At 64.3% G+C, this 16,400-nt stretch carries 15 protein-coding genes; 8 read left to right on the forward strand and 7 right to left on the reverse strand.

The window, feature by feature from the left end; all coding sequences use genetic code 11:
• Positions 1-44: 44 nt before the first annotated feature.
• The 4 genes from ACZYGA_RS03485 to modA form a co-directional block, all read right to left on the reverse strand.
• On the reverse strand, positions 45-860 hold the full coding sequence (locus ACZYGA_RS03485; RefSeq protein WP_240499653.1) for an MOSC domain-containing protein: 816 nt from the start codon (positions 858-860) through the stop codon (positions 45-47).
• Between the two features lie 90 nt (positions 861-950).
• Entirely contained in the window at positions 951-2,123 is a 1,173-nt protein-coding gene (gene modC, locus ACZYGA_RS03490) for a molybdenum ABC transporter ATP-binding protein (RefSeq protein ID WP_271303180.1), read from the reverse strand.
• Entirely contained in the window at positions 2,116-2,808 is a 693-nt protein-coding gene (gene modB / locus ACZYGA_RS03495; RefSeq protein ID WP_077378349.1) for a molybdate ABC transporter permease subunit, read from the reverse strand. The genes modC and modB overlap by 8 nt, the downstream gene beginning before the upstream one ends.
• Before the next feature lie 188 nt (positions 2,809-2,996).
• On the reverse strand, positions 2,997-3,899 hold the full coding sequence (modA, locus tag ACZYGA_RS03500) for a molybdate ABC transporter substrate-binding protein (protein WP_240499652.1): 903 nt from the start codon (positions 3,897-3,899) through the stop codon (positions 2,997-2,999).
• A gap of 353 nt (positions 3,900-4,252) precedes the next feature.
• On the opposite strand from modA, the gene ACZYGA_RS03505 reads away from it, so the two are divergent.
• On the forward strand, positions 4,253-5,170 hold the full coding sequence (locus tag ACZYGA_RS03505; RefSeq protein ID WP_077378346.1) for a LysR family transcriptional regulator: 918 nt from the start codon (positions 4,253-4,255) through the stop codon (positions 5,168-5,170).
• 28 nt (positions 5,171-5,198) lie between these two features.
• Here the strand turns inward: ACZYGA_RS03505 and ACZYGA_RS03510 are convergent, their stop codons facing one another.
• Together ACZYGA_RS03510 and ACZYGA_RS03515 are read right to left on the reverse strand one after the other, a co-directional pair.
• Entirely contained in the window at positions 5,199-5,888 is a 690-nt protein-coding gene (locus ACZYGA_RS03510; protein ID WP_417285795.1) for a glutathione S-transferase N-terminal domain-containing protein, read from the reverse strand.
• A gap of 92 nt (positions 5,889-5,980) precedes the next feature.
• Entirely contained in the window at positions 5,981-6,700 is a 720-nt protein-coding gene (locus tag ACZYGA_RS03515) for a glutathione S-transferase N-terminal domain-containing protein (protein WP_279874340.1), read from the reverse strand.
• Between the two features lie 338 nt (positions 6,701-7,038).
• Between ACZYGA_RS03515 and ACZYGA_RS03520 the strand changes: the two genes are divergently transcribed.
• A complete protein-coding gene (locus ACZYGA_RS03520) occupies positions 7,039-8,598 on the forward strand; it encodes a carbon-nitrogen hydrolase family protein (protein ID WP_077378340.1) in 1,560 nt (519 codons plus the stop codon).
• Between the two features lie 4 nt (positions 8,599-8,602).
• Entirely contained in the window at positions 8,603-9,430 is an 828-nt protein-coding gene (locus ACZYGA_RS03525; protein ID WP_084207921.1) for a M90 family metallopeptidase, read from the forward strand.
• Between the two features lie 111 nt (positions 9,431-9,541).
• Here the strand turns inward: ACZYGA_RS03525 and ACZYGA_RS03530 are convergent, their stop codons facing one another.
• Positions 9,542-10,549, reverse strand: a complete 1,008-nt coding sequence (locus tag ACZYGA_RS03530) for a LysR substrate-binding domain-containing protein (protein ID WP_077378334.1) — start codon at positions 10,547-10,549, stop codon at positions 9,542-9,544.
• A gap of 160 nt (positions 10,550-10,709) precedes the next feature.
• Between ACZYGA_RS03530 and ACZYGA_RS03535 the strand changes: the two genes are divergently transcribed.
• The 5 genes from ACZYGA_RS03535 (at position 10,710) to ACZYGA_RS03555 (ending at position 16,181) form a co-directional block, all read left to right on the forward strand.
• The gene (locus ACZYGA_RS03535) at positions 10,710-12,035 is read left to right on the forward strand and encodes a TauD/TfdA family dioxygenase (RefSeq protein ID WP_240499651.1); all 1,326 of its coding nucleotides are present in this window, start codon (positions 10,710-10,712) and stop codon (positions 12,033-12,035) included.
• A gap of 106 nt (positions 12,036-12,141) precedes the next feature.
• Positions 12,142-13,317: a GGDEF domain-containing protein gene (locus tag ACZYGA_RS03540; protein ID WP_141392307.1), complete on the forward strand. Its 1,176-nt coding sequence runs from the start codon at positions 12,142-12,144 to the stop codon at positions 13,315-13,317.
• 141 nt (positions 13,318-13,458) lie between these two features.
• On the forward strand, positions 13,459-14,013 hold the full coding sequence (locus tag ACZYGA_RS03545) for a lipocalin family protein (RefSeq protein WP_077378325.1): 555 nt from the start codon (positions 13,459-13,461) through the stop codon (positions 14,011-14,013).
• A gap of 261 nt (positions 14,014-14,274) precedes the next feature.
• On the forward strand, positions 14,275-15,123 hold the full coding sequence (locus ACZYGA_RS03550) for a DUF1338 domain-containing protein (RefSeq protein WP_176503231.1): 849 nt from the start codon (positions 14,275-14,277) through the stop codon (positions 15,121-15,123).
• Positions 15,120-16,181 (forward strand): succinylglutamate desuccinylase, encoded by a 1,062-nt coding sequence (locus ACZYGA_RS03555; protein ID WP_191237640.1) that lies wholly within the window; start codon positions 15,120-15,122, stop codon positions 16,179-16,181. Before ACZYGA_RS03550 ends, ACZYGA_RS03555 begins: the two co-directional genes overlap by 4 nt.
• Positions 16,182-16,400: the final 219 nt, after the last annotated feature.

Genomic DNA, 16,400 nt, shown 5'->3' on the forward strand with positions numbered 1-16,400 from the left:
CCCGCCATCGAAGGTGACGGGCGTCTGCGTTCAGCCGCGAGGCGTCACTTGAAGGCCGTGACCTCGACAGGATCACCGACCCGTAGCGGCGGCTGGCGTGTCGGATCCACCGCCACCAGGTTGTAGCCGAAGTGCACCTGGCCATCCTCGAAACGGCGCACCCGCGCCAGTGTCGTCAGCGGCTCCCTGTCACCACGCTTCTCGCCGGTGGCCGGGTCGACATTGACCATCGCGCAGCGCGTGCAGGATGACACCAGGCGGAAACGTACCTCGCCGATCATCACCTCCTGCCAACCATCCTCGGCCCAGGCCTCGGCACCGCTGATCACGAGATTCGGCCGGAACTGGTTCATGCCGTGATCCGCCGTCGGCGTCTCGCGATTGAGCGCTTCCAGCGAGGCCTCGTTGGCCAGCAGCAGCGGGAAGCCGTCCGCGGCACTCACGCGCTGTCGGATGATTTCGCGATAGCGCTCGGAGCGCTCGCCCAGCCAGCACAGCCGCACCGGCATGCCGAGCTGCTCGCTCAACCAGGCATCCGCCTCGTCACTGACGCTCAGGGCGCTGAACTGGTCTGCCCACACCTGGATGTCGAGACGCTCGGCCTCATCACGGGTCGCGAAGCTCACCTCACCGCAGGCCGGGCGGTCCAGCTGCCACAGCCGCCAGTGGCCCGGCGACTGCTCGCGCAGTGCCAGACGCTGCATCTGCGGATGCGTGCGTGCGGTGACGAACTTGCCGCGTGCCGCGACCACCACGAAACGGCGGTCCTGCGTCAGGCCTTCCTCGCCGACAGTCGTGCTCTCAAGTGCCTCGGCGGCGCCTGACTTCAAGGGGTAGCGCCACAGGTGGGTCAGCTGCATCAGGGTCTTCCTTGTCGATGGATACCGAGCGAGGCACATTACCAGAATGCCCGGCCCGAGGGGGCTCAGGGGAGCGGGATCGCGGGAGACTCAGGGAGACGTCGTCTCGCTGGTGCCGGCCGCCTCATCCTGCTGCGCGGCCTCGTCTCCGACATCGAGACTGATCACGTCCGGGCCGGAGAGCGCGACGCTCGAGATCAATGCCTTGACGCCAAGGCCGACCTTGAGCCCCAGCTCCTCGCAGGCCAGCCGGTCCACGCGCGCTCTGAGCCGCTGGCCGGCGATGCCCAGCACCAGTTCCGCACTGGCGTGGCCGCGCTCGCTCTCGATCTCGTGAATCACGGCGGGCAGCGTATTGCGCAGGCTGGTATTCAGCGGGGTTTCCAGCGCGATGCTGACATCACGGGCACGCAGTCGCAGGCGTACCCGACGCCCGACCGGCATCGCCAGACGCGCCAGCTTGAGACTCAATCCCGCCCCGAGCCCCAGACGGGTCAGCTGATGCGTCTCATCGTGCGAGAGCACCTCGGCGCTGAGCAGTGAGCCGGCTTCGAAACGCCCGGTCTGCGGGGCCAGATCAAGACGTGACAGCATGTCGCCGATCTCGCCGCTGGCGGTGATGCGCCCGTTGTCGACCAGCGCGAGGCGGTCCGCGACGGCGAACAGCTCCCGGGTATCGTGACTGACGAACAGGATCGGAATCTCGATCTCGCGAGCCAGACGGCTGATGTAGTGCAGGAGTTCCTGCTTGCGGGCGCCATCAAGGCCGGTCAACGGCTCATCCAGCAACAACATGCGTGGGCGTGACAGCAGGGCGCGCCCGATGGCGACACGCCGCGCCTCGCCACCCGACAGCTGACCCGGCATGCGCGTCAGCAGGTCCTCGATGCCCAGCAGCGCGACGATCTCGTGCAGGTGGTCACGGTTGCGCTGGCGTTGAGCACGCGTCAGTGCCAGCGGCATGCCGTAGCAGAGATTGCCGCGCACGCTGTAGTGCGGAAACAGACGAGGCTCCTGGAAGACCACGCCCAGATTGCGCCGATGGGCAGGCACCCAGTGATCATGCTCGCCGCCGATCAGACACTCGCCCGTGAGACGCAGATGGCCATGATCCGGGCGGTCGAGCCCTGCGATCATGCGCAGGATGCTGGTCTTGCCGCTGCCGGAACGTCCGAACAGCGCCGTGACCCCGCGTGCCGGCACCTTGAGTTCGGCATCGAGATGGAAGGCGCCCAGCGTGCGGCAAAGGTGGAAATCAAGCATCACGCCCCTCCATCCGGAGTCGGGCCCGGCGCGCCAGCCATTCGGAAGACAACAGCGAGAGCATCGCGATCACCACCGCGATCAGACACAGACGCGCGGCCGCGCCCTCCTCGCCCGGCGTCTGGATCAGGGTATAGAGCGCCAGGGGCAAGGTACGGGTCTCGCCGGGGATGTTGGCCGCAAAGGTGATGGTCGCGCCGAATTCCGACAGCGCGCGCGCGAAGGCCAGCATGCCGCCGGTCAGAATACCGGGCAGCGCCAGCGGCATCGTCACCGTGAACAGCACCCGCAGCGGGTTGGCCCCCAAGGTACGAGCCGCGGCCTCCAGCCCCGGGTCAATGGCCTCCAGCGACAGGCGCATGGCACGCACCATCAGCGGGAAGGCCATGACCGCTGCCGCGACGGCGGCGCCCTGCCAGGTGAAGGGCAGCACGATATCGATCTTCGCCAGCCACTGACCGATGACGCCGTTGCGTCCGAAGGTGACCAGCAGCAGATAGCCGACCACCACCGGTGGCAGCACCAGTGGCAGATGCAACAGGCCATCCACCAGCGCCTTGCCACGAAACTCGCGTCGCGCCAGCCACCAGGCCGCGGCGAAGCCGGGAATCAGACTGAAGCCGACGGCCACGCAGGCGACCTTGAGACTCAGACTCAGGGCTTCCCATTCCAGTGCGCTCAGCATGCACTCTCCTCGAACAAGATCAGGTGGCGCAGGGCAGCGCGATCACGAGACGACTCGCGCCCATGGCATCGCCATGGCCCGCTCGATGATTCGCTCTGCCAGCCACGTCATTGCCGCAATGATGCCACGGAAAACCTCCAGTGTAGCGGCCCGCGTGCCTCCGGGACATGCCGGCCGCCGGGGCGCTCTCACTGGCTGTCAGCGGTGGCGGGTGCAGCCTGGGTCCCAAGGGTGGTGAACCCGAAGCGATGGAAGATGGCCCCTGCCTCATTGCTGGACAGCCAGTGGGCGAAGGTTTCCGCTGCCTCGTCGGGCGCATCCCCGCCCCGCGTGATCAAGGCGGCAGGATAGTGGATGGGGTCGTGGCTGCTCTCGGGCAGCAGGCCGATCTGATGGACGCGATGACTGACGGAGGCATCCGTCGAGTAGACGATGCCCAGTGGGGCTTCACCGTGCTCGACCAGCGCCAGCGCCGCACGCACATCCTCGGCACTGGCCAGATGCGAGCGCAGTGCCTGCCACTGACCCAGCGATTCCAGCGATTGACGTGCATAGATGCCCGCCGGCACGTGATCCGGGTCCCCCACCGCCAGCCGGGAGGCGTCGCCCGTCGCGGCCAGTCGCTTGGCCACGTCCGTCACGTCCCGGGCATTGCTGACGCCGGCATCCAGAGAACTTGCCCCGGCGGCTACCAGTGCCAGACGATTGCCCAGCAGATCATGACGCCCTGTCACCACCACGCCGGGCTGCTGCTCGAGCCAGTCCATCCAGCGCTCGTTGGCCGACAGATACAGCTGGGCTGGAGCACCATTGGCCAGCTGACGCGCCAGGGTCGAGGACGAGGCGTAGACCGGCAGGATATCCACGTTGGCGAGGCGCTCGTAGCGGGCCTCGATGGCATCCATCGCATCATGCAGCGAGGCGGCGGCCATGACGCGAATCCGGGTGGGTTCGTCGGCCTGCACCGGTGCCGCCAGCAGCGCCACCAGCGTCATCAGCAGTGTTGAGCGGGCCGTCAGAGAGGTGCGTCTCAGGCAGGCGGATTCCTGGCATGAGCGAAAGTGAGCGCGCAAGCGCGTGGCGAGTGACATCACGAGGTCCTTTGTCAGGCCGCGAAAGGGCCTTGGAAGAGTGAAACGCAGCGACAGCGCGTGCCACTGCTGCATGCCATGATGCCGCGCCCACCCGCCACATGCATCCCGCTCGGGCGCGGATGGGCGTCAACGAGCTGGAATCGTGAGCCCCATTATCTGAACGCGCCCGCCAGCAGAGAACGCGAATCACTTTCATGCATGCCACTCCCCCCGCCAAATCGGCTACAATGCTGGCCAATCGGCAACTCGCCACTGGCCCTTGCGCCAGATCCGCGGCGCACTCTGCCTCCACGCTCTCTTTCATGCCATCGGCTGCCCGAGTGGCAGACAGTCTCAGGTGCCACCAATCCATGCCTCCCGTACTTGACGAATTTCAGGGCCTCAGTGCCTTCGATGCCATCATGCGCCATGGCAACCTGGGCGCCGGCGCCGAACACCTCGGTATCTCCAAGTCCACGCTCAGCCGTCGGATCAGTCATCTCGAGTATCAGCTTGGTCAGCCGCTGCTGCATCGCCAGGCCAACCGCCTGATTCCCACCGAGGCCGGCACGCTGTTCCATCAGTATTGCCAGCAGATGCTGTCGCTGGGCGAGCGCTCGCAGATGGCACTGGACGAGCTGCGCGAGGAGGTGAGCGGTGATCTCAGCATCAGCGTCCACCCGCATTTCCTGCGTGGCTGGTTCAATCGTCTGCTTACCGAGTTCATCGAGGAGTATCCGGGCATTCGCCTGACGCTGACTTCAAACCTGCAGCCTCCGACACGTGAGGATGATCAGGTCATGCTGTGGCTGTGGGAAGGTCCGACCCGTGACAGCGGCCTGCGTGACGAGGTGCTGGGCCACCAGCGTCAGCATCTGTATGCCCACCCGGACTATCTGCGCCAGCATGGCCATCCGCAGCATCCCGGCGAGCTTGCCTCCCACGACTGGGTCAACCTGATCGACCGCCATCATCCCGATCTGGTGCTCCACCATCCGGAACAGGGCGAGTACCGAGTGAGCCTGCCGCCCTCACGCTTCACGGTCGACAATGTCGTGGTACATGCCGACCACATCGCGCATGGCGCCGGTATCGGCCTGCTGCCGGACCACCACGTGCGCACCCGCTCCGTGGCACATCCCGGCCAGTTCGAGGCCTGCCTGCCCGAGTGGCAAGGACCCTCGATTCCGGTCAGCCTGCACTATCCCTTCGGGCACCCGCCGCGCAAGCTGGGCGCGCTGCTGGATCGTATCCGGCGCCATGTGCCCAAGGACTGGGGGCAGCCCTAGCCCCGCAAGCCTCACGTACCAGCGCGACTCAGCGGCCCTGGCCAAACAGATGGCGACGCGCCTCTTCATCCATCGCCACATTGGCCGCCGGATTGATGTCGTCGATGCGCGCCATCGCCCGCCTGACGCCATCACGCTCGGCCATGCGAGTGCGGTAGGCAGCCACCGCCGGGAAGCGGGCCAGATCGATCTCCTGCTTCTCGGCCTTCAGCCACGGCCAGATGGCCATGTCGGCGATGCTCAACTCGTTCCCCGCCACGAAGTCACGCCCCGCAAGCTGGCGCTCCAGAACGCCGTAGAGGCGCTCGCCTTCCTTGTGATAGCGCTCGATGGCGTACTCCACCGGTTCTGGCGCGTAGTGCTTGAAGTGGTGCACCTGACCGAGCATCGGCCCCAGGCCGCCCATCTGCCAATGCAGCCACTGCAGCACATCATTGCGTGGGCGCGTCTCGCGCGGCAGGAATTGGCCGGTCTTGTCGGCCAGATATTCCAGAATCGCGCCGGATTCGAACACGGAAATCGGCTCGCCACCATCGGCCGGCGCATGATCGACGATCGCCGGCATGCGATTGTTGGGCGAGATGGCCAGAAACGCTGGCGCGAACTGTTCGCCCTTGCTGATGTTCACCGGTATGAGTCGGTACTCGAGGCCGGCCTCTTCCAGAAAGATCGTGATCTTGTGGCCGTTGGGCGTGGTCCAGTAATACAGGTCAATCATCGTGAGCACCTTTTCGAGGGCAAGACGACATGGCCCGAACGCCTGGAAGCGTTCGAGCCATCAGGAAGCGCATCGCTGACGCGATCGAGGGCTTACTGCGGGATATCGCTGGCACGCGGCGACTTGCGTGCCATGCCGTCATGGAGATCCATCATGCGCTCGCGCCACTGCACCAGCGGATCAGCGGGGTCTTCCGTCTCGCCGAAGGGCGAGGTGTCGGAGACGATGTGGGCCCAGATGAAGAAGCCGAAGATCAGGTAATCCGCCGCCGCCGGCGACTCGCCATCCATGAAGGGCTGATTACCCAGAAGGCCACGCAACGGCTTGAAGGCGCTGTCGAGAATGCCACGGGCGATCTCGACATCGTGGAACTCCTCGAACGACATGCCGAAGCGGGCTTCTCGGGCGCTCTGGAAGTATTCACGGTCATCCGGGTGAATGGCCTGCACCAGATCCAGCGCCACCAGGCGGAAGAAACCGACGGCCATGACCTGCTCGGCATAGACCTTGACGAAATTCAGGCGCGCCCTTGCCAGTGCATCGCCGATCAGCGGGCCATGGCCTGCATCCGGATAATGCTCGTCCAGGTGCTGGAAGATGTCGTAGCTGTCCATCGACACGCCGAAATCATCCTTGAGTACCGGCACCGTGGTGGAATCGCAGAAGTCGATCGGGCTCTTGTCGGTGAACAGCATGGGAACGAGTTCCGCCTCGATGCCCTTGTGGGCCAGGGCCAGCCGCGCGCGCCAGCAGAACGGCGAGAAACGCAGACGGTCATCACGACCTCGCAATTCATAGAGTACTGGGGTCATGCAGGTATCCTCCGGTGTCATTCAAGCTCAAGATGTTCGGCATGACGTCGCCGTGGGCGTCTTGCCCATGGCAATGTTTTGGACGTTGTGCCGCGCAAATGCAAGCAAAATGAGCATTCGTTCAATATCCCGCCGATACGCCGCTCGCCGTGCTTCCACCCGCTCACCCTTGCAGTGGCGCGAGGTTGGACCCATTGAGGAGGGATTCGCGACACGCGCCGGTCATTGACCAAAGGATATTGATGACACTCGGCCTCGACAGCGCGAATAATGGATCCAAGCTGTCGCACCCGCCGCGTCTCGCCCTGCTCTCATCACTCATTTCCCAAGGAGTCTCGATGTCCGTCGAAGACCTGCACCTTAACCTGCGCAACCTGCAGGAATCCGACTACCCCCAGCTGAAACGCCTGATGGACGGCATCTACGACGACATCGGCGGCGCCTGGCCGGAACACACCATCAACCGCCTGGTCGCGGAATTCCCCGATGGTCAGATCGTGATCGAGGACGGCGAGATGCTGGTCGGGGTCGCGCTGACGGCGCTGGTGGATTACGACGCCTTCTCGAACCCGCACAAGTACGATGATCTGATCGGCCAGCGCGAAGTCATCCTCAACAACCCCGAGGGAGATGCGCTCTATGGCCTGGATGTCCTGATCGACCCCAACTACCGGGGCTATCGTCTCGGCCGCCGCCTGTATGAAGCGCGCAAGGAACTGTGTCGCTCCATGAATCTGCGCTCGATTCTGGCCGGTGGGCGCATTCCCCAGTATCACGAGTATGCCGCGGAGCTGTCCGCGACCGACTACATTGACAAGGTCGAGCGACGCGAGATCTACGACCCCATCCTGTCCTTCCAGCTGGCCAATGGTTTTCTGGTCAAGCGTCTGATGCGCCAGTATCTGCCGGAAGACGAGAGCTCACAGGGCTATGCCACCTTGCTCGAGTGGAACAACATCCTCTTCGAGCCGGTCGAGCGTGTGCTGGAAAGCCGCAAGACGATGATTCGCGTCGGCGCCGTCCAGTGGCAGATGCGCAAGTTCGATTGTGTCGAATCCGTGCTGCAGCAGGTGGAATATTACGTCGATGCTCTCTCGGACTATCAGAGCGACTTCGCCGTCTTCCCGGAGCTGTTCAATACGCCGCTGATCGGCCTGCTGGAAGACCAGAGTGACCCGGTGCGCTGCATCCGCTTCCTCGCCGGCTTCACCGAGCGCTTCAAGCAGGAAATCTCGCGCATGGCGGTGGCCTACAACATCAACATCGTGGCCGGGTCCATGGTGGAGGTCGGTGATGACAACGAGCTCTACAACGTCACCTATCTCTGTCACCGCGATGGCGAGATCGACCGTCAGGCCAAGCTGCACATCACGCCTCAGGAGCGCCGTGACTGGATCATCAAGGGCGGCGACGAGCTGGCCGTGTTCGAGACCGATGCCGGTCGCATCGGCATGCTGATCTGCTACGACGTGGAATTCCCGGAGCTGTCACGCCTGCTGGCCGACCAGGACATGGACATCCTGATGGTGCCGTTCTGGACCGACACCAAGAACAGCTACCTGCGCGTCCGCCACTGCGCCCAGGCGCGCGCCATCGAGAACGAGTGCTATGTGGTGGTCTGCGGCAGTGTCGGCAACCTGCCGTCCATCGAGAGTCTGGACATCCAGTACGCCCAGTCAGCGGTATTCTCGCCCTCTGACTTCTCCTTCCCGCATGATGCGGTGATGGCCGAGACGACCCCGAACACCGAGATGATCATGTTCTCGGATCTTGATCTGGAACGTCTCAAGGTCGTGCGCAGCGAAGGCTCGGTGACCAACCTCAAGGACCGTCGCAAGGACCTCTTCGACCTGCGCCTGCGCGACTGGTCCTGGAAGTCCGGCAGTCGTCAGGACTGACTCGATGCCCCCCTGGTGGCAACGACTGTGGCAGCGATCCGAGCGCCACGGCCATGATGCCGACGCCTCAGCCCCCTTCTCTTCCCAGCCCCAGGAGGGGGACACCCTGTGGCAATCCGTCCGCGAGCGTCTGCCGATCCTCGAGGGACTCGACGCCGAGGCGCTCACGCGTCTCGAGCGCCGCGCCCGCCGGCAACTGCATGACTGGAAGCTGACCAGCGCCGAGCCTCTCGAGGAGGTCGAGGCGCTGGCATTGGCGGCTCAGGCGATGCTGTTGCTCAATGGTTGGGCGCATGCCGAGCGCTGGCAGGATGCCGGCGCTCGCGTCCATGAGATCATGCTGCCGTTCGAGGCCATCCGCCGTGAAGTGGAAGAGATGGATGAGGCAGGCGTGGTGCATGTCTTCCAGGACACCCGTGCCGGTGAGACCTGGTACCAGGGGCCGGTGGTGGTCACGCAGCAGGACCTGGCCGCCAGCGGTGACTGGAGCGGCTTCAATGTGGTCATCCACGAATTCGCCCACAAGCTCGACATGGCCAACGCCACCGATGCCGATGGCTTTCCGCCTCTGCCTGGCCACATCAGTGCTCAGGAATGGCACGCCACCTTCACCGCCGTCTGGGATGACCTGAGCGAGCGCCTGGCACACGGCATTCCCACGCCGATCGATGACTACGCCGCCAGTCACCCCGCCGAATGCTTCGCCGTGTGCTGCGAGTATTTCTTTACCGCACCGGACACCCTCGAAGCCGCCTATCCCGAGCTGTATGCCCTGCTGGAACGCTTCTTCCATCAATCGCCATTGCCACGCTGCCCGACGGCTCACGACTGATCGCCTGACAGCCAGACAGGCAGATAGGCAGGTAGACGGGCAGACAAGAAGATCCGGACAATGAATAGCGACCGCTCACCCCCTCCACCACCGGCTCAAGCTAACGGTATATCAATCAGGGTGTGCCGCGGCGGGCCCGCCATTGCGATTCCCCGATGCATCAAGAGCAGTACCTGAGTCGGTCACTGCTGACTTTTCCACCAGGTAATCCCAGACACGCTGGGCCGTGGGTCGCATGGGACGTTGGGAGGAACGTACCAGCCAGAAATGCTGCTCGGCAGGAATCGCCAGCGGGAAGGCCTGCTCCAGTCCGCCATTGCCGGAGGCCATCCATTGCTGAAAATGGCCTTCATGCACCAGCGCCACGCCCATGCCGAGACGCGCCATTTCCAGTGTCATGACCTGGGTGTCACAACTGATGGTGGACGTCGTCTTCTCCAGTCCCAGCTGACCGGCCGCGACCAGCCAGCGACGCCAGCCCACCGCGAATCCCGCCGCATGCAGCAGCGTCATTCCGGTCAGATCCGCCGCCGTGCTCAACCGGGCGCTCAGTGCCGAGCTTGCCACGACGATCATCCGCTCCTGCTCCGCTCCCACCTTGATCGCCTCGACCTGCGGCCAGTCCCCCTGGCCATAGCGCAGTTCGATATCCACTTCCTCGCCATCGAAATCACGCGCCCAGAAGGCACTCACCAGCCGCAGGGCGATCTCGGGTTGATCTCGATGAAAGCTGGCCAGACGCGGCAACAACCAGGCCTGCTGGCTCATCGGCGTCGCACGCAGACTCACCGGCGCGGCGCGCGAGGGTCCGAAGACTTCCAGCGTGCCCTCCTGCAGACGCTGGAAGCCATCCTGCAGCGCCGGCAGCCAGGCCTGCCCGGCCGGTGTCAGATTCAGACTGCGAGCATGGCGCACGAACAGCGGCTGGCCGAGCCGACCCTCCAGCTGGCGGATACGCTGACTGATGGCGGACTGGGTGACGCTCAGCTCATCGGCCGCCCGCGTGAAACTCATCAGGCGTGCCGCCGCCTCGAAGGCCTGCAGCCAGGCCAGGGGTGGCAACGGGCTGGACAAGGAAACGGGCAAGACACTCGGCGGCGAGGAAGGTGAGTCGTGCATGGCAATCTCGTGGCGGACAATGGAGGAGCATGACCACACATTAGCTCAGCTAAGCCATGGGCGTCATATTTCGCGTTGGTCAGCCCTCATGACACGCAAGACAATAGACTCACTCTCAGCACAAGACTCACCGACACCGACAGAGACAAGGAAGGCGCCCATGGAGACTCTCACCGCATCTGATTCCGACACTTTCGGTACCAGCGACACTGATGGTATTGGCGACACTAGCGTGACGAACGACACTATCGATACGAACGACACTATCGACACTATCGACACTATCGACACTACCGACACTACCGACACGGCAGCGACGGATGCCGGCACGCGTCATCAGTGGGACATGAAGGAATATCAGCCCCATCATCGCGGCACTCCCCTGATTCAGGCGACCCATGACGAGGCACTGGCGACTCTGAGCTGGGCCGATGGGGATCAGGCACGCTTTCCGCTGATCTGGCTGCGTGATCACTGCGCCTGCGACGCCTGCCGTCATCCGCAGACCTTCGAGCGCACCTTCATGCTCATGGATGATGCGGCCCTGACGGTGCATCAGTTGCGTGTCGAGCAAGGCAATCTCGTCGTCATCTGGCAGGACGGCCACACCAGTCGTTTCGATGCCGGTTGGTTGCTGCAACGTCGCCCGAGTGATGCGCCGCCAGCCACGCCGGTCCCCTCAAGCCGCGCCTGGCAGCAGGGCCATCAGCCTCACGCTACCGCCTTTGCCGACTACATGGCCGGTGGACAGGCACGACTTGGCTGGTTGGAAGCGCTGTGCCGCGACGGCTTCGCGATTCTGGACGGCGGCACCTGTGAAGGCGGTGAGATCGATGCCATCGCGGCCACCATCGGCCCCATCCGTGCCACCAACTTCGGCGGGCGCTTCGAGGTCTTCTCCAAGCAGGCGCCCAACAATGCCGCCTACACGCCCATCGCGCTGGAACTGCACACGGATCTGCCCAACTGGCGCCAGCCGCCGGACATCCAGATGCTCTATTGCCTGGTCAATGACGCCGAGGGCGGTGAGTCGATCTTCGGTGACGGCATGGCCGTCGCCGAGGAACTGCGCCGGCGTGACCCTGCCGCCTTCCGCCTGCTGGCCGAGACGCCGGTGGACTTTCGCTTCGCGGATGAGCAGACCGACCTCGTGGTGCGCGAACCGGTCATCCATCTGGATGCCAGCGGCAAGGTCATCGAGGTGCGTTTCAACAACTGGATCCGCGATAGCCTGCGCCTGCCGCTGGAACGGATGCAGGCCTGGTACGACGCCTACCGCCACTACTGGAGCATCCTGCGCGAACCGGACTTCCGCCTGCACCTCAAGCTCGAGGCCGGTCAGATGGTGGCCTTCGACAACCGCCGCGTGATGCATGGGCGCCGGTCCTTCGACCCGACCACCGGGCGCCGGCACCTGCAAGGCTGCTACGTCGATTACGACATGGTGGAATCGGCATTGCGCGTCACAGCGCGCCAGCTGGACTGACGACGGCCCGCGAGCGTTGAAGCTCAGTGATTCAATTCGCCCAGTCCCGGCAGCAGACCACGCAAGGCGATGGCATCCTGAGACTCTGGCTACTCAGGTACCGCCCATGAATCCCATGACGCTCTGCTTTGCGGATGACACCCTGGAACGACGCTATCGTCGACAACAGATCGAGACCTCACACAAGCTCAGCCGGTTCACCATCCCGCTGAGCTGTGTGATGTTCGCGTCCTATGCGCTGATCGAGATAAGTCTTACCCACCATTTCGAGAGCCTGCTGCTGCTGCGCGCCGGCATTCTCGTCAGTGTCCTGAGCCTGTTCCTGCTGTCACGCCATGCGCGATACAGACACCGGGTCAATGGCCTGCTGTGCCTGGCCTCCCTGAGCGCGGCGCTGGGCACGCTGGCCATGTTCCATCTCGGCAATGACCACGCAGTGGATCACCATGAGATGCATGAGGGTGAATTCCCGGCCTATTTCGTCAGTCTGCTATTGCTGGTGTTCTGGACCTACACCCTGCTGGGGCTGCAGTTCATCTATGCACTGGCCTGCGGATTGCTGATCTGGATGGGCTGCACCGCCAGCTGCGCGATCCTGCACAGTGGTACCGGCGTGCTGGTGGAAGCCAACGAAGCCTTCTTCATGATGTCCGCCAACCTGCTGGCCGGCATGAGCGCCTACTCGCGAGAGCGACAGAGCCGCCTGCTGTTCCTGCGCGAATGTCACGTCACCGACGAGCGAGACAATCTGCGTGACCACGCGACCCGCGACTCGCTCACCGGACTGCTCAATCGACGCGCCCTGATGGAGCATCTCGATCAGGTGCTCGACATCCAGGCACCCGGCGTCATACAGGCTGCGCTGTTCATCGACCTGGATGGCTTCAAGCCCATCAATGACCGCCATGGTCACCACATCGGCGACCAGGTCCTGAGCATCATCGGCGAACGACTCGGAGACACCCTGCGTGGCAACGATATCGTCGGCCGCCTGGGAGGCGATGAATTTCTCGTGCTGATCAGTCGTGAAGGCGATAGCCGCCAGGGCCCGGAAACACTGGCCAATCGTCTGGTGGACGCGATCAGCAGGCCCATCCACCTCGAGGTCGACGGCGAGCCGCTGATCATCGGTGTCAGCGCCAGCGTGGGCGTCTGTCTGTTCCCCTTCTCCGGTGCCACGCCGGAAACCATCATAGCGCGTGCGGACGGTGCCATGTATGAAGCCAAGCAACGTGGCCGCGGGCGAGTGGTCGCGGCCAACCCGCTGCGCCTGGTGCTGTGAGCCTCCACCACGAATGATGCCCCCTCCCTCTTGAGACAACCGCAGACGCCCCAATGAGAGAAGGATGCCTGTGCAGCCTTTCATCACGTAACGACGCCCCGCGACGATTCGCCGGGGCGTCCTGTCTCATGGAGCCCGCCAATGACACGCCTGCCGCATCTCGCCCTCTCGCTCGCTGGCCTCAGCCTCCTTGGCGGCTGTGCCGGTGTCCCGTCCGGCACCCAGCCCGTCGGGGACTTCCAGCTCGAACGCTACTACGGGCAATGGCACGAGATCGCCCGCCTGCCCAACAGCTTCGAGGAGGGACTGAGCTGCGTCACCGCCGATTACTCGCCCCGCGAGGACGGCGGCGTGCGCGTCATCAATCGCGGCCTTGATGCCGACAAGGGCGAATGGAGTCAGGCCGAAGGGCGGGCCTACTTCACGCAGGGCAGCGAGACCGCGGCCCTCAAGGTCAGCTTCTTCGGCCCCTTCTATGGTGGCTACAACGTGCTGGCACTGGATGATGACTATCAGTGGTCGCTGGTGGCCGGTGCCGATCGCGACTACCTGTGGATACTGGCGCGCGAGCCGCAGCTGGATGACGGCACCTATCAGGCGCTGGTCGATCAGGCCGCCGAGCTCGGCTTCGCCACCGATTCACTGATCAAGGTCGAGCAGGGTGAGACATGTCCCGTCGCTGACGGCGAGAGCTGATGACGCAGGCGCTTGCTCACGGCGCAGGCTCCACCCAAGGTCTAAACCGACACGTGACGTTTACATGGTGCGGACAGCCGCTTTCATCCAACCGACCTTGCCTCTTGCCACGCGCCAGCGGCTCGCCAATGGTGAGCTGACAATCTGCCGAGGCAGCGTCTCGCCGAGTGCGCTGCCCTGCTGCCAATCGCTAAATGCCGTCGCCCAGTGTCAGTGACACCTCGCTGCACTGGGCAACTCAGTTCAGAGGGAGCTCGTGCCATGGATATCCAGCAGTTCTTCAGCGCCCTATGGGATGATTACGTCGCCATGACGCCCCAGGCCCAACAGATCCAGGATGCCTTCGTGGCCGACGGCGAGACCATCGTCAACGACCACGTGGCCTTCCGGACCTTCGACCGCGGGCCGATCACCCTGAGCGCGCTGGAACCTCATCTGCTGGCGCTCGGCTACACCCGCTTCGCCCCCTATGACTTCCGCGAGAAGAAGCTGCGCGCCTTCGGCTATCTGCCGCCGTCTCCCGACATGCCGCGCGTCTTCCTCTCCGAGCTGAAATGTCATGAGCTTTCCGAGCGCGCCCAGTCGATCATCGATGGTCTGGTCAGCCAGATCTCGCCGGATGCCGCCACCCAGCCCTCCGTGCTGTGGTCAGGTCGCCTGTGGGACGCGCCGACCTTCGAGCAGTATCAGCGTCTGATGGAGGAGAGCGAATACGCGGCCTGGCTGTCGATCATCGGCCTGCGCGCCAATCACTTCACCATCAGCGTCAATGCACTTACCCGTCATGACACGCTCGACAAGGTGCTGACGCGCGTGGAAGCGCTTGGCCTGGGCATCAATCCGGCCGGCGGACGCATCAAGGGCTCACCCGAGGTCCTGCTTGAGCAGGCCTCCACCCTCGCCGACCGCCAGACCTTCACCTTCGCCGGCGGCGAGCAGCACGAGATCGCGACCTGCTACTACGAGTTCGCCCGTCGCTATCCGGATGCCGACGGCAAGCTGTATCAGGGTTTCGTGGCCGCCAGTGCCGACAAGATCTTCGAATCCACCCACCTGACCGAATCTTCCGATACCGGCCAGGACAGCCCAAGGGAGCACTCCACCCCGTGATTGCCGACTGGCTTGACCTGACACTCGAAGGCCACGCCAGCGCGCGTGGCATGGGACGCATCCCCGGTGGGCGCTATGAGATCGTCGCCCCCGGCGTGCTGGAGATCTGTCCGGACACCCAAGGGCCTGCGGCTCGTCCTTGCGTGCTCTCGGCGGGAATTCACGGCAACGAGACGGCGCCCATCGAACTGCTGGGTGAGCTGATCGCCGGTCTCGAGAGCGGCCACCTGATCGCCGGTGCCCCGCTGCTGCTGATTCTGGGCAACCTGCCCGCCATCCGCACCGGTGAGCGCTTCCATGCGACCAACCTCAATCGGCTGTTCCGACGTACCGAGACGGCGACCGCCATCTCGGTGGACGCCGGCAACGCGGCTGCCGGCAAGGCCAATGACTGTCCAGCCGATGATGAGCCGGCACGCGCCCGCCAGCTGATGGCGGCAGTGGATGACTTCTACGCCCGCTTCCCGCCGGCCGATGGCACGCGACGCCTGCACTACGACATGCATACCGCGATCCGCGACAGCCACTACCCGCGCTTTGCCGTGGTGCCCTTCAGCGAGGGAGAGGCCATCAGTCCCTCACAGTGGTCGATATTGAGCGCTGCCGGCCTCCAGGCCGTGCTGCATCAACATCAGCACAGCTGGACCTTCTCTCACTACTCGCGCCACTACCATGATGCCGATGCCTTCACGCTGGAGCTGGGCCAGGTGCGTCCGTTCGGCGCCAATGACATGGCGGCACTGGCGCCGATGTCCCGCCTGCTCGCGGCTCTGGCCACCGGAACGCCGCCGGATGAGTCTGATCCCGGTGCCATGGATTACTTCAAGGTGGAAGTGGAGCTGATGCGCCACTCCGCAGACTTCGCGCTGTGCTTCAGCGAGGATGTCGCCAACTTCACCCGCTTCGCCCCCGGCACGCTGATCGCCCGGGACGCGCAGGCGGGCCCCTGCATCATCGGGGACACGCCGCTGAGCGTGGTATTCCCCAATGCCAGTGTCGAGATCGGCGCCCGCGCCGCCTTGCTGCTGGCCAGCTGTGCTCCCCCCGAGACAGCCTGATCATGAAATGCGCCCCACCCGCCAGCCACCGCCGTACTGCCCCACGCAGCACGGCGCATCGGCAGGGTGGGCGCCCCCAATAATGACAACAAGGTCCCCACTCATGACGCATTCCTGCCGTTCTGTCCCTCCTGTCGCCAGCCAGCGACTCTTGCCGACACGCGCTCAACCAAAGTCGTATCCGGCGACGCTCCAAGGAAGCAGTTAACCCAGCGTTGA

Source organism: Cobetia sp. BL01 (assembly GCF_056493605.1).

What these genes read in the sequence shown, in the direction of transcription:
- ACZYGA_RS03485 (WP_240499653.1), bottom strand. Translation starts at nt 860, where the DNA reads ATGCAGCTGACCCACCTGTGGCGCTACCCCTTGAAGTCAGGCGCCGCC.
- modC (WP_271303180.1), bottom strand. Translation starts at nt 2,123, where the DNA reads ATGCTTGATTTCCACCTTTGCCGCACGCTGGGCGCCTTCCATCTCGAT.
- modB (WP_077378349.1), bottom strand. Translation starts at nt 2,808, where the DNA reads ATGCTGAGCGCACTGGAATGGGAAGCCCTGAGTCTGAGTCTCAAGGTC.
- modA (WP_240499652.1), bottom strand. Translation starts at nt 3,899, where the DNA reads ATGTCACTCGCCACGCGCTTGCGCGCTCACTTTCGCTCATGCCAGGAA.
- ACZYGA_RS03505 (WP_077378346.1), top strand. Translation starts at nt 4,253, where the DNA reads ATGCCTCCCGTACTTGACGAATTTCAGGGCCTCAGTGCCTTCGATGCC.
- ACZYGA_RS03510 (WP_417285795.1), bottom strand. Translation starts at nt 5,888, where the DNA reads ATGATTGACCTGTATTACTGGACCACGCCCAACGGCCACAAGATCACG.
- ACZYGA_RS03515 (WP_279874340.1), bottom strand. Translation starts at nt 6,700, where the DNA reads ATGACCCCAGTACTCTATGAATTGCGAGGTCGTGATGACCGTCTGCGT.
- ACZYGA_RS03520 (WP_077378340.1), top strand. Translation starts at nt 7,039, where the DNA reads ATGTCCGTCGAAGACCTGCACCTTAACCTGCGCAACCTGCAGGAATCC.
- ACZYGA_RS03525 (WP_084207921.1), top strand. Translation starts at nt 8,603, where the DNA reads ATGCCCCCCTGGTGGCAACGACTGTGGCAGCGATCCGAGCGCCACGGC.
- ACZYGA_RS03530 (WP_077378334.1), bottom strand. Translation starts at nt 10,549, where the DNA reads ATGCACGACTCACCTTCCTCGCCGCCGAGTGTCTTGCCCGTTTCCTTG.
- ACZYGA_RS03535 (WP_240499651.1), top strand. Translation starts at nt 10,710, where the DNA reads ATGGAGACTCTCACCGCATCTGATTCCGACACTTTCGGTACCAGCGAC.
- ACZYGA_RS03540 (WP_141392307.1), top strand. Translation starts at nt 12,142, where the DNA reads ATGAATCCCATGACGCTCTGCTTTGCGGATGACACCCTGGAACGACGC.
- ACZYGA_RS03545 (WP_077378325.1), top strand. Translation starts at nt 13,459, where the DNA reads ATGACACGCCTGCCGCATCTCGCCCTCTCGCTCGCTGGCCTCAGCCTC.
- ACZYGA_RS03550 (WP_176503231.1), top strand. Translation starts at nt 14,275, where the DNA reads ATGGATATCCAGCAGTTCTTCAGCGCCCTATGGGATGATTACGTCGCC.